At 70.9% G+C, this 12,410-nt stretch carries 13 protein-coding genes; 9 read left to right on the top strand and 4 right to left on the bottom strand.

Annotation, left to right across the window (positions count from 1 at the left end; genetic code table 11):
* Window positions 1-29 precede the first annotated feature (29 nt).
* The gene (locus tag IEZ19_RS13155) at window positions 30-593 is read right to left on the bottom strand and encodes a GNAT family N-acetyltransferase (protein WP_189311329.1); all 564 of its coding nucleotides are present in this window, start codon (window positions 591-593) and stop codon (window positions 30-32) included.
* Window positions 590-1,039 carry an ATP-binding protein gene (locus IEZ19_RS13160; protein WP_189311330.1) on the bottom strand — a complete coding sequence of 150 codons (450 nt, stop codon included), beginning with the start codon at window positions 1,037-1,039 and terminating at the stop codon, window positions 590-592. The genes IEZ19_RS13155 and IEZ19_RS13160 overlap by 4 nt, the downstream gene beginning before the upstream one ends.
* Window positions 1,040-1,223: 184 nt before the next feature.
* Here IEZ19_RS13160 and IEZ19_RS13165 point away from each other — a divergent pair, with 184 nt between their 5' ends.
* From IEZ19_RS13165 to IEZ19_RS13205, 9 genes are all read left to right on the top strand, one after another.
* Window positions 1,224-2,063 carry a hypothetical protein gene (locus IEZ19_RS13165; RefSeq protein WP_189311331.1) on the top strand — a complete coding sequence of 280 codons (840 nt, stop codon included), beginning with the start codon at window positions 1,224-1,226 and terminating at the stop codon, window positions 2,061-2,063.
* A gap of 137 nt (window positions 2,064-2,200) precedes the next feature.
* Window positions 2,201-2,932, top strand: a complete 732-nt coding sequence (locus IEZ19_RS13170) for a YcnI family copper-binding membrane protein (RefSeq protein WP_189311332.1) — start codon at window positions 2,201-2,203, stop codon at window positions 2,930-2,932.
* Between the two features lie 94 nt (window positions 2,933-3,026).
* The gene (locus IEZ19_RS13175) at window positions 3,027-3,680 is read left to right on the top strand and encodes an SCO family protein (protein WP_189311333.1); all 654 of its coding nucleotides are present in this window, start codon (window positions 3,027-3,029) and stop codon (window positions 3,678-3,680) included.
* Window positions 3,677-4,129, top strand: coding sequence for a copper chaperone PCu(A)C (locus IEZ19_RS13180; protein ID WP_189311334.1), 453 nt, complete (start codon window positions 3,677-3,679; stop codon window positions 4,127-4,129). The genes IEZ19_RS13175 and IEZ19_RS13180 overlap by 4 nt, the downstream gene beginning before the upstream one ends.
* A 13-nt stretch (window positions 4,130-4,142) precedes the next feature.
* The gene (locus IEZ19_RS13185; RefSeq protein ID WP_189311335.1) at window positions 4,143-6,020 is read left to right on the top strand and encodes a copper resistance CopC/CopD family protein; all 1,878 of its coding nucleotides are present in this window, start codon (window positions 4,143-4,145) and stop codon (window positions 6,018-6,020) included.
* Between the two features lie 8 nt (window positions 6,021-6,028).
* Window positions 6,029-7,312, top strand: coding sequence for an iron uptake transporter deferrochelatase/peroxidase subunit (gene efeB / locus IEZ19_RS13190; protein ID WP_189311336.1), 1,284 nt, complete (start codon window positions 6,029-6,031; stop codon window positions 7,310-7,312).
* Window positions 7,313-7,392: 80 nt separating this feature from the next.
* A complete protein-coding gene (gene pheA / locus IEZ19_RS13195; protein ID WP_189311337.1) occupies window positions 7,393-8,325 on the top strand; it encodes a prephenate dehydratase in 933 nt (310 codons plus the stop codon).
* Window positions 8,326-8,918: 593 nt separating this feature from the next.
* Window positions 8,919-10,196 carry a serine--tRNA ligase gene (serS, locus tag IEZ19_RS13200; RefSeq protein WP_189311338.1) on the top strand — a complete coding sequence of 426 codons (1,278 nt, stop codon included), beginning with the start codon at window positions 8,919-8,921 and terminating at the stop codon, window positions 10,194-10,196.
* On the top strand, window positions 10,193-10,999 hold the full coding sequence (locus tag IEZ19_RS13205) for an HAD family hydrolase (protein ID WP_189311339.1): 807 nt from the start codon (window positions 10,193-10,195) through the stop codon (window positions 10,997-10,999). Before serS ends, IEZ19_RS13205 begins: the two co-directional genes overlap by 4 nt.
* Window positions 11,000-11,388: 389 nt before the next feature.
* Here IEZ19_RS13205 and IEZ19_RS13210 read toward each other — a convergent pair whose 3' ends face one another.
* Window positions 11,389-11,601, bottom strand: a complete 213-nt coding sequence (locus tag IEZ19_RS13210) for an SGM_3592 family protein (RefSeq protein ID WP_189311340.1) — start codon at window positions 11,599-11,601, stop codon at window positions 11,389-11,391.
* Window positions 11,602-11,680: 79 nt separating this feature from the next.
* Complete coding sequence (locus IEZ19_RS13215) at window positions 11,681-12,400, bottom strand: ABC transporter permease subunit (RefSeq protein ID WP_189311341.1); 720 nt, start codon at window positions 12,398-12,400, stop codon at window positions 11,681-11,683.
* Window positions 12,401-12,410: the final 10 nt, after the last annotated feature.

Here is a 12,410-nt window from a genome sequence, read left to right on the forward strand (position 1 = left end):
CCGTACGGGAAGCCGCCGTGGCCACCGGGTCACAGCGCCGGATCCCGGTCGTGCAGGATGCGCTGGAACAGGCGGCAGTCGCGCCATGCCCCATCGATGTGCAGATAGCGGGGCGCCGTGCCGATGAGGTCGAATCCGCACTTCTCCAGGACTCGCTGGGAACCCGTGTTGTCGAGGAGGGTGGACGCCTCGATCCGGTGCAGTCCGACCGTGTCCCGAGCGATCCGGCACACCCGCTCCACGGCCGCGCTCGCCAGCCCTCGGTTCTGCTGGTCGGCGGCGGTCCAGTAGCCGAGGTACGCGCTGCAGAACGGTCCCCGCGAGATCCCGGACAGGGTGATCGTCCCGACGATCTCCCCCTCGGCGGAGGCGAGCACCCACGGCACCGCGCTCCCCTCGGCGAACTGCCGCAGCAGCCCCGCGAGCCGCTCCGCCTGGCCCTCGACCGTGAAGAAGGGCTCCGGCCGGCGTGGCTCCCAGGGGCGGAGGTGTTCCCGGTTGGCGACGTAGGCGGCGCACAGCGCGGCGGCGTCGATGGTTGTGACGGGCCGCAGGGTCACGCCGGCGAGCAGCGTCTCGGCCTCGATGCTCATGCTGTGAGCAGTGACGGGTCCTTTTTCCACTTGAGCATTTTGTCGAAGCTGACCACCGTGCCGCCAAGTCCTGGCTTCGCGCCGATCTGGACGTGGTCGGCGAGTTCCTCGATGAGGCACAGACCGCGGCCGTGCTCGGCGTCCGCGCGCGGGGGCCAGGCGCCGGACGACGGGCGGACGAACCCCGGGCCGGAGTCGGTCACTTCGATGCGGCACTTCTCGCCGTCGAGGTAGGCGGTGACCCGGTACGCCTCCGAGGAGCCGCCGCCCCGGCCGCCCCCGCCGTGCTCGACCGCGTTCGCGCAGGCCTCGCTGAGGGCGACGGAGAGGTCGTAGGAGATGTCGGGGTCCACGCCCGCGGTCTCCATGGTGCCCAGGAGCAGCCGCCTGGCCAGCGGGACGCTCGCTGCCTCGCGGCGCAGATGGAGTGACCACCAGATGCTCATGCTCCAGCCTCCTGGCCGCGGCTCGACATACCGTTACGTATTGCCGCCCGCACGCCTCTATAAGCACACCGTCTGCTTGAGGCCGCCCATACGGTGGATGCGGGCGGCCAGAATCCGGTGTATGGGAGCCACTTTCGGACCTGCCGCACGAAGCGGATGAGGCCAGTGGGATGATGACCGCGCCATGACTGCCCCCCACCCACTCACGGCGCGCTCCGGAGCCGGGCTCCGGATGCTGCGGGCCGCGGTGTTCGCCGCGGTCTGCGTCGTGCTGGCCGCGGCGGGGCACGCACTGGCCTCCTGCGCCACCGTTCCGCTGTGGACGCTGGGCGCGGGATTCCTCGGCTGCCTGGTGATCGTGGCACCGCTCGCCGGCCGGCAGCGCTCGCTGCCGGGCATCGCGGCCCTCCTCGCGGTCGGCCAGACCGTGCTGCACACGCTGTTCGGGCTGGGCCGGCACGGCATGTCGTCCGGGGCGATGACGCCCGGGTCCATGAAGGGCATGGACTCCATGGGCGGGATGAGCGACGCCATGCTCGTCGAACGGGCCGCGCGGCTCGTCTGCGGGACGGGCGCGGCGGCGATCAGCCCGGCCCACGCCCACCGGCTTCTGTCCGACGCCCACTTGCTCGGCGGGTCCGGCACGGACATGAACACCGTGCCGGAGCACTCCGGGAACGCCACCGTCTCCACGGCGTCGCTCCTGCCGTCCCTGCCGATGCTCCTCGCTCACGTCCTTGCGGGCATCGCCGCCGGCTGGCTGCTGCGGCGCGGGGACCTCGCCCTGCTACGGCTGATCGAGCTGTCGGCGCACGGGGTTGCGGAGGGGGCGCTCGTACGGTCCCTGCGCGCGGCACTCGCGCTGGCACGCGCCCTGTGCGCCGGACTTCCCGCCGCCCCCGAGGCCGGCCCGCGCCCACGCCGTACCGGCACGGACGAACCGCCCGCCCCGCACACCACCGCACTCCAGCACACGGTGATCCGGCGCGGCCCGCCCGCCGCCGCGCTCGCCCTCGCCGCCTGACGCGACGCGACCACCGCTGAGCCCGGTACGGGACAGGGGCCGGCCGCCGTCGTGCGGCGCGGTACGCGCGGGTGACCGACACGCGTGCCCCTTGTCACCTTTCACCGGAACTCACTCAGAGTGGAGTGCTCCCTGCCATGAAGGCTTCTCGTATCGCGGCCGCCGCTGCCGTCGCAGGTTCGGCCGTCCTCGTCCTGTCCGCGCCCGCCTTCGCGCACGTCTCCGTGCAGCCCGAGGGCACCGCGGCCAAGGGCGGTTACGCGGTCGTCGACTTCAAGGTCCCCAACGAGCGCGACGACGCCTCGACCACGAAGCTCGAGGTCACCCTCCCCACCGACCACCCGCTGGCCTCGGTGCTGGCGCAGCCCGTCGACGGCTGGACCGTCAAGGTCACCAAGTCCCGGCTCGCCAAGCCCCTCGAGGTGCACGGCGAGAAGATCGACGAGGCCGTCACCAAGGTCACCTGGACCGCCGACGGCAAGGGCATCGAGCCCGGCTTCTTCCAGAAGTTCCCGCTGTCCATCGGCGCGCTGCCCGAGGACACCGACCAGCTCGTCTTCAAGGCGCTGCAGACGTACTCCGACAACGACGTCGTGCGCTGGATCGAGGTGCCGCAGAAGGGCCAGGACGAGCCGGAGAACCCGGCCCCGGTGCTCCAGCTGTCGGCCGCCGAGGACGACGGGCACCACGGATCGTCGGCCGACGAGGCCTCCGACACGACCGAGAAGACGGCCGCCGCCCCGTCGGACACGACCGACTCCTCGAGCAGTGACACCACCGCGCGCGTGCTCGGCGTGGCGGGCATCGTCGTCGGCGCGGCCGGCGTCGCGTACGGCGTCTTCGCCGGCCGCCGGCGGTCCGCCGCCTGACACCCGTAAGGCCCGCTCCGCGCACCGGGGTCGTGCGACATCCCGCGTACGACCCCGGTGCGCCCCGGGATTCTCACATCTGGGACATTTTTCTATGCGCAAGAAGACGTTCGCCGCGGCCGCGCTGCTCGCCGCCGCCACCCTGACCCTCTCCGCCTGCGGCAACGGCGGCGACGACAAGTCACCGATCGCCGTGGTCTCCGAGGAGTCCGGCTCGGCCAAGGCCGCGACCCTCCTCGACCAGCCGTTCGAGAAGCCTGACCTGGTCCTCACCGACACCCACGGCGTCAAGTACGACCTCCGCAAGGAGACCGCAGGCCGCCCGACGCTGGTCTACTTCGGCTACACGCACTGCCCCGACATCTGCCCACTGACGATGAACAACATCGCGGTCGCCAAGAAGGCGCTGCCCAAGGCCGAACAGGACGCGCTGCGGATCGTGTTCGTCACCACCGACCCGGACCGCGACACCCCCACCGAACTCGGCAAGTGGCTCAAGGGCATCGACCCGCAGTTCATCGGCCTCACCGGCGACTTCTCCACGATCCAGGCCGGCGCCCGCACCCTCGGCATCTCCATCGAGCCGACCACGAAGGACAAGAACGGCAAGCTCGTCTCCGTCCACGGCACCCAGGTCGTCGCGTTCTCCCCGAAGAGCGACGAGGGCTACCTCCTCTACGGCGAGGACGCCACCGTCGACGACTTCGCCAAGGACCTGCCCAAGATCATCAAGGGGGCGAACCCGTGAAGCGGCTCGCCGTCCCGGCGGCCGTGATAGCCGGCGCGCTCGCCCTCGCGGGCTGCGGCGGCTCCGGCGACACGAAGGCCGAGGTGTCCGTCAGCTCCTCCTACATGCCCCAGCCCGTCTCCGCCGACCTGGCCGCCGGGTTCCTGACGATCGTCAACAAGGGCTCCACCCAGGACGAGTTGACCTCCGTCAGCAGCGACGCCGCGGGCTCGGTCACCATGCACGACACCGTCGGCGGGGCCATGGAGCAGGTCAGCTCCTTCGCCGTGCCCGCACACGGTCAACTCGTGTTCAAGAGCGGTGGCAACCATCTGATGTTCGAGAAGCTGAAGCGCAAGCCGAAGCAGGGTGACATGGTCACGGTGAAGCTCGAATTCGCCAAGTCCGGTGCCGTCACCGTCGAGATGCCGGTCAAGTCGGCCACGTACACCCCGTCGACCGGACACTGAGGGAGGGACCACCGTGACGCGGACCATCGCCCCCCGCCTGCGCACCCTGGTACTGCTGCTGCTCGCCGTCACCGGCACGCTGCTGGCCGGTGCCGGGCCCGCCTCCGCGCACGCCGCGCTGACCGGCAGCGACCCCGCACAGGGGGTGGTGGTCGACAAGGCACCCACCGAGGTGTCGCTGACCTTCTCCGAGAAGGTCGCCATGAACGACACCTCACTGCGCGTCCTCGACCCGAAGGGCAAGCGGGTCGACACCGGCAAACCGGCCAACGTGAGCGGGACGACATACGCCGTGCGGCTCCACGCCGGCCTCGTCGACGGCACCTACACCGTCACGTACCAGGTCGTCTCCGCCGACAGCCACCCCGTCGCCGGCGCCTACACCTTCTCCGTCGGGGCCCCCTCGAAGACCAGCGTCTCGGTCGACGGGCAGACGGCGGGCGGCGGAGTCGTCGGCTGGCTCTACGGGTTCGGGCGCTACGTGTCGTACGCCGGCTACATCGTGCTGGTCGGCGGCGCGGCCTTCGTCCTCGCCTGCTGGCGGCGCGGCTCCGGAGTGCGGGCCGTGCAGCGGCTCGTGGGCGCCGGCTGGGTCGCACTCACGGCGGCCACCCTCTGGCTGCTGCTCCTGCGCGGCTCCTACAGCGGATCCGGCAAGGTCGGCGACATCTTCGACCTGGAACTGCTCAGCCAGGTACTGCAGACCAAGACCGGCGCCGCGCTGGTCTCCCGGCTGCTGCTGCTCGCCGCCGCCGCGCTGTTCATCGCCGTCCTGTTCGGGGCCTACGACAAACGGGACGACGACGAGAAGCGCGACCTGACGTTCGGGCTCGCGATCGGCGGGACCGTGGTGGCCGCCGGGCTCGCGGCGAGCTGGGCGATGGCCGAACACGCCTCGACCGGGCTCCAGCCCGGCATCGCCATGCCGGTCGACGTGGTCCACCTGCTGGCGGTGGCCACTTGGCTGGGCGGCCTCGTCGCCCTCCTCGTGGCCCTGTACCGGGCTCCCGCCGAGACCCCCGTCGAGTCGACGGCCGTACGCCGCTTCTCCCGCGTCGCCTTCGGCTCGGTGCTCGCTCTGGTCGCCACCGGCGTCTACCAGTCCTGGCGTCAGCTGGGCTCCTGGTCGGCGTTCACCGACACCCGCTACGGACAGCTCCTCCTCGTCAAGATCGGGCTCGTCCTGCTGCTCGTCGGCATCGCCTGGATCTCCCGGCGCTGGACGGCACGGCTCGCGGACCCGGCAGCCGCTGCCGCAGATGCGGAACAGCCCGAGAAGGAACACGTCAAGGCCGCGGCCGGCAGCTCCCAGCGGGCCGCGCAGCTCGCCCGGCAGCAGGCCGCCGTGGACGCCGCCCGGCAGAAGCGGCTGCGCGACGACGACCCGAACCGCTTCGGTCTGCGCCGCTCGGTGCTCGCGGAGGCGGGCGTCGCCGTCGTCCTGCTCGCCGTCACCACGGTGCTCACCCAGACCGAGCCGGGACGCACCGAGCAGGAGGCCGCGGCCGCCACCTCCGCGTCCTCTTCGTCCCCGGCGTCGTCCTCGTCCGGGGCGCTGACCCTGGACATGGCGTTCGACACGGGCGGCAAGGACGGCAAGGGCGTCGTACGGCTCGACATCGACCCCGCGCGCGTGGGCGGCAACGACATGCACCTCTACGTGCAACGACCGGGCGGCCAGGCCTTCGACATCCCCGAGGTGAAGGTTGCCTTCACCCTGGACGCCAAGAAGATCGGGCCCCTTCCCGTCACCCCCGACCACATCACCACCGGGCACTGGGCGGCGAGCGGGGTGCAGATCCCCATGGCCGGCGACTGGAAGATCGCCGTGACCGTGCGGACCTCCGACATCGACCAGGCGACCGTCTCCAAGAACGCGCAGATCGGCTGAACCGCACCATGGCTGACCAGTCCACCCCTTCCGACGTGATCACCCCCGCGGACACCGCCTCCGAAAACTCGAGGGCGGGTCTGTCCCGGCGCACCCTGCTCGGCACCGCCGGTGCCACCGGGCTCGTGCTCGGCGCCGCGGGCGGTGCCATGGGGTACGCCGCCGCGCCCGCCCAGGCCACCCCGCTGACCTCGGTCGGCGCCGGCCGCACGATGTTTCACGGGAAACATCAGCCCGGCATCACCGAGGGCCTCCAGGCGCGCGGCCATCTCGCCGCCTTCGACCTGGCTGCGGGCGCCGGCCGCAAGGAGGCCGCCGCGCTGCTGCGCCGCTGGTCGCAGACGGCCGAGCGGCTGATGGCGGGCGAACCGGCCCCGCACGACGACACGGACGTGGCGCGTGACGCCGGACCCTCCTCGCTGACGATCACCTTCGGCTTCGGCCACAGCTTCTTCGGCAGGACCGGCCTGGACAAGCAGCGCCCGGCCGCCCTCGACCCGCTGCCCGACTTCTCCTCCGACCGGCTCGACAAGGCCCGCAGCGACGGCGATCTGTGGGTGCAGATCGGCGCCGACGACGCCCTGGTCGCCTTCCACGCCCTGCGCGCGATCCAGAAGGACGCGGGCGCGGCGGCCCGTGTCCGCTGGCAGATGAACGGCTTCAACCGCGCCCCGGGCGCCACCGCCCACCCCACGACGGCCCGCAATCTGATGGGCCAGATAGACGGCACCCGCAACCCGAAGCCGACGGACTCCGACTTCGACAAGCGGATCTTCGTGCCGGCGTCCGGCTCGACCGACCCGGGCTGGATGGCGAACGGCTCCTACGTCGTCGTCCGCCGGATCCGCATGCTCCTGGACGACTGGGAGAAGCTGTCCTCCGAGGCCCAGGAGGACGTCATCGGGCGCCGCAAGTCCGACGGTGCGCCGCTGTCCGGGGGCACCGAGACGACCGAGATGGACCTGGAGAAGGCCGACGCGCAGGGCAACTTTGCCGTCCCGGTCAACGCGCACGCCCGGATCACGCGGCCCGACCAGAACGGGGGCGCGGCCATGCTGCGGCGCCCGTTCTCGTACCACGACGGTTTCGACCCCGACGGGACGCCCGACGCGGGGCTCCTGTTCGTCTGCTGGCAGGCGGACCCGCTGCGCGGCTTCGTGCCGGTGCAGCGCAAGCTCGACCGCGGTGACGCGCTGTCGCAGTTCATCCGGCACGAGGCCAGCGGGCTGTTCGCGGTGCCGGGCGGGGCGGCGCGGGGAGGGTACGTGGGCCAGCAGCTGCTGGAGGGCTGAAGCAGCCCAGGTTCACTCACGGGAGGAGGCTGTCGTGCAACACATCAGCCGCGTTTCCCCGCGGCCATTAGGGTGAGGACATGCCAGCGAGCTATGCCTATCTCGGCCCCGAGGGCACCTTCACCGAAGTCGCCCTGCGCACGCTTCCCGAGGCGGCCACCCGGGAGCTGATCCCGTACGTGTCCGTGCAGTCAGCGCTCGACGCGGTGCGCACGGGCGAGGCCGAGGCCGCGTTCGTGCCCATCGAGAACTCCGTCGAGGGCGGCATCACCACCACCCTGGACGAGCTGGTCGCCGGCGCCCCGCTGATGATCTACCGCGAGGTGCTGCTGTCGATCACCTTCGCGCTGCTGGTGCGGCCCGGCACCGCACTGTCCGACGTCAAGACGGTCACCGCGCACCCGGCCGCCCAGCCGCAGGTCCGCAACTGGCTCAAGGCCAACCTCCCGGACGCGGTCTGGGAGTCGGCCGCCTCGAACGCGGACGGTGCCCGGCTGGTCCAGGAGGGCCGGTACGACGCCGCCTTCGCGGGCGAGTTCGCCGCCGCCCGGTACGGCCTCGTCCCGCTCGAGACCGGGATCCACGACGCGGAGAACGCGCAGACCCGGTTCGTGCTGGTCGGCCGTCCCGCCCGGCCTGCGGCCCCGACCGGGGCCGACAAGACCTCCGTGGTGCTGTGGCAGCGCGACGACCACCCTGGTGGGCTGCGCGATCTGCTCGGCGAGTTCGCCACCCGCGGTATCAACCTGATGCTGCTGCAGTCCCGGCCGACCGGCGCCGGCATCGGCAACTACTGCTTCTGCATCGACGCCGAGGGCCATATCTCCGACCGCCGGATGTCGGAGGCGCTGATGGGGCTGAAGCGGATCTGTCTGCAGGTGCGCTACCTCGGCTCGTATCCGCGCGCGGGCATCGGCCCGGACGAGGTCAGGCCCACGCTGCCGGGCACCTCGGACGAGGAGTTCGTGTCGGCGGCCGACTGGGTGGCCCGCTGCCAGGACGGCCGGTTCTAGGCGGTTCCCGCGGCTGCCGCCTGCTTCCGGCTGCTTCCGACCTGTCTGCCGACTGCTTACGGCCTGTCTGTCGGCCGGTCCTACCTCCCTATCTTCGTTATCCACAGAAGTTATCCACAGGGTGGCTTCTCGACCTGGGGACAAGTCGACAGGGGGCCGCTATTCAGTCGACAAATCGCCCTGGAGGCCCCGCACGGGGCCATCGTCCCGCGAGTCACCCTTCGTCCACTCGTTTCCCATGGTTCATCTTTTGGAGCAACCCCCTTCCACCCAAAAGTGGGTGTCGACCCGGTTTGTACAGGGAATTCTTCGATCCGGGCGACGCTCACGGAATGATCAATTCCAATGTCCACAGATCTTCCACACAGCCTGTGGATAACTCATCGGGGGTGTGGATTCCTGTGGACAACTCCGCAGCCAAATCCCGCGCCGCACAAGGGATTCCAGTCAAGCCACCGCCTCGCGGGTGCCCCCTTCCAGGGAGTGAGACGATGTTTATTGACACCTTACGCAATTACGTCATAGCGGTACGTAAGCCGTAGTCCGGAATACTGGGTCGTGAGCCGGAACCGCACACCGGTAGCCTTGAGCACGTGATTGACCTTCGTCTGCTCCGTGAGGACCCCGACCGTGTGCGCGCGTCCCAGCGCGCCCGTGGAGAGGACGTCGCGCTCGTCGACTCCCTCCTCTCTGCCGACGAGCGGCGCAGGTCGTCCGGCGTCCGCTTCGACGAGCTCCGTGCCGAGCAGAAGCAGCTCGGCAAGCTGATCCCCAAGGCCTCGGCCGAGGAGAAGGCCGAGCTGCTGAAGCGTGCCGAACAGCTCAAGGCCGACGTCAAGGCAGCCGACGCCGAGCGTGACGCCGCCGACTCCGAGACCCAGGAGCTGTTGCTCCAGCTCGGCAACCTCGTCCACCCCGACGTGCCCGTCGGCGGCGAGGAGGACTTCGTCACGCTGGAGGAGCACGGCACGATCCGCGACTTCGGTGCCGAGGGCTTCGAGCCCAAGGACCACCTGGAGCTGGGTCAGCTCCTCGGCGCGATCGACGTCGAGCGTGGCGCGAAGGTCTCCGGCTCCCGTTTCTACTTCCTCACCGGTGTCGGCGCCCTGCTGGAGCTGGCCCTGGTGAACGCGGCGATCGCCCAGGCGACGGCGGCCGGCTTCACGCCGATGCTGACGCCGGCGCTGGTGCGCCCCCAGTCGATGGCGGGCACCGGCTTCCTCGGCCAGGCGGCCCAGGACGTCTACCACCTCGACAAGGACGACCTGTACCTGGTCGGCACGTCCGAGGTGCCGCTGGCCGCGTACCACATGGACGAGATCATCGACGCGGACCGCCTCCCGCTGCGTTACGCGGGCTTCTCGCCCTGCTTCCGCCGCGAGGCCGGCTCGCACGGCAAGGACACCCGGGGCATCTTCCGTGTGCACCAGTTCGACAAGGTCGAGATGTTCTCGTACGTCGCTCCCGAGGACTCGGAGAACGAGCACCGGCGTCTGCTGCAATGGGAGAAGGACTGGCTGACGTCGCTGGAGCTGCCGTTCCGCGTGATCGACGTGGCGACCGGTGACCTGGGTGCCTCGGCGGCCCGCAAGTTCGACTGCGAGGCGTGGATCCCGACCCAGGGCAAGTACCGCGAGCTGACGTCGACCTCGGACTGCACCGAGTTCCAGTCCCGCCGCCTCTCGATCCGGGTGCGTGACGGCAAGCAGGTCAAGCCGCTGGCGACGCTGAACGGCACGCTGTGCGCCGTACCGCGCACGATCGTGGCGATCCTGGAGAACCACCAGCTGGCCGACGGTTCGGTGCGCGTGCCCGAGGTGCTGCGTCCGTACCTGGGCGGCCGGGAGGTCCTGGAGCCGGTCGCCAAGTGAGCGTCGGCCTCCCCTATCGGCTGATAGCGACCGACCTCGACGGGACGCTCCTGCGTTCGGACGAGTCGGTCTCGCAGCGCACCCGTGACGCGCTCGCCGCGGTGACCGCGGCGGGCGCCGCGCACATCGTCGTCACGGGCCGTGCCGTGCCCTGGACCCGGCACATCCTCGACGACCTCGGCTACCGGGGGCTCGCGGTGTGCGGCCAGGGGGCGCAGGTGTACGACGCCGGGGAGCACCGGCTGCTGACGTCCGTGACGCTGGACCGTCAGCTGGCGGGGGTGGCCCTGGCGAAGATCGAGGCGGAGGTCGGCCCGCTGTTCCTGGCGGCGAGCCGGGACGGGCTGGACGGCGAGGTGCTGGTCGGGCCGGGGTACGCGGTGACCGGGCAGCTGCCGTCGACGCCGTTCACGGACGCGGCGGATCTCTGGTCCGCGCCGCTGAACAAGATCTACATACAGCACCCGGAGCTGTCGGACGACGAGCTGGCGGAGGCTGCCCGGCGTGCGGCGGGCGGCTTCGTCACGGTGGCCATGGCGGGCGAGGGCATCGTGGAACTGCTCCCCCTGGGCCTGTCCAAGGCGACGGGCCTTTCTCTGGCGGCCCGCCGCCTGGGCCTGAAGGCGGCGGACACGCTCGCCTTCGGCGACATGCCGAACGACATCCCGATGTTCACGTGGTCGGCGCGGGGGGTGGCGATGGCCAACGCGCACGAGTCGCTCCGCGAGGTGGCCGACGAGGTGACGTCCTCGAACGAGGAGGACGGGATCGCGGTGGTGCTGGAGCGTCTGCTGAACGGCTGACGCACGTAGCTGCGGGCAAGTCGTGCCCCCACAGTGCCTCTAGGGCCCGGGAGGACCCCCAGGCGGCACGGGTGGGCGCAGCGGCATCTCGTTGCACCAGGCTGCGCAGCCACCCGTCCGCCCTGGTTGGGAAGGCGGCCCACGCGAGAGCGACATCGCGTGCTCGAAGCGGCCGCCCCGGGCAGCTCCCCGTGAGGGGCGGCCTCGACGGTGGGGTAACTACACCGGAGTCCGCCGCGGGCTGCCCTGTCGGGAGCTGGACGTACTGTCGTGCATGGACATCGCCCCGCTCCTCTCCCAGAACGTGGCGCCGGTCTCGGTCCGTCCGGCGTCGTGGACACAACCACTGTGCCCGTACGGCGAGTTGGACGCCACCGAATTTCCGTGTCCTACCGCCGCCACCTGCGCCGACGCACCTTGCTGAAGAACCAGCCCGCGGGCGGCTCGTCGGAGCGCCACGGCTGCGGCTCCGGTTCCTCCGCGCGCCAGCGGGCCGCGAGCATACGGGCACGGGCCGACGGCTCCGACGTCTCCGCGGAACGTATGAAGTCCTCGTCGAGGACTGCCCCGTCCCACTCGTCGCGCGACGCTTCGTCGGCCATGCCCGTACCTCCTGCCTGTGCATCCCCTTGATTCAGTGTGCCCGGACGGGCGTCAAGCCCTTGTCAGGACCGGGACCTGTCACTCCTCGCCGGCCAGGGTCAGCGAGCGCAGCTTCTGTCCCGCGTACCAGGTGGCCAGCACCGTGACCGCGACCAGCAGCACCGTCGCCGTCGTCAGCCCGACGTCGGACGTCACCAGGTCACCCCCCGCGACCTTGTGCGCCACCGCCAGCGACCACTGCTGGACGCTCAGCGTGCGCGCGCCGGGCACCAGGGAGCCGAACAGTGCCTCCCAGACCAGGGCGTAGACGAGTCCGAAGACCACCGCGTGCCGCGACACCGTGCCGAGGAGCAGGAAGAGTGCGGCATACGCGATCGACGCGACCAGTGACGCCACCGTGTACGCCACGGCGATCTGCTGGCCGTTGCCGTTCAGGATCAGGCCCGCGATCAGCGTCGGCACGGCCGAGAACACCATGGTCACCGCGATGGCCACGATCAGTTTGGTGAAGATGATCGTCGGTCGCTTCAGCGGCTTGGACAGCAGGTACACCACGGAGCCGTCGTCGATCTCCGGGCCGATCGCGCCCGTCCCGGCGATGACGCCGATGATCGGCACCATCGTGGCGAGCGCGAGCCCGCCGAGCAGGTCGGACGCCGTCTGGTCGTCGGCCCCGGCGAGGCCGCGCACCACCACGGAGATGGCGATCAGCAACAGGGGCAGCGCGCCCAGGATGAGTGCCCGGCGCCGGCCGAGCAGGGACCGGTAGGTGAGTCGGGCGACTGTGGGGTCGTACATCTTCGGCCTC

Origin of the sequence: Streptomyces brasiliensis (assembly GCF_014647875.1) — a bacterium.
Taxonomy (GTDB): domain Bacteria; phylum Actinomycetota; class Actinomycetes; order Streptomycetales; family Streptomycetaceae; genus Streptomyces; species Streptomyces brasiliensis.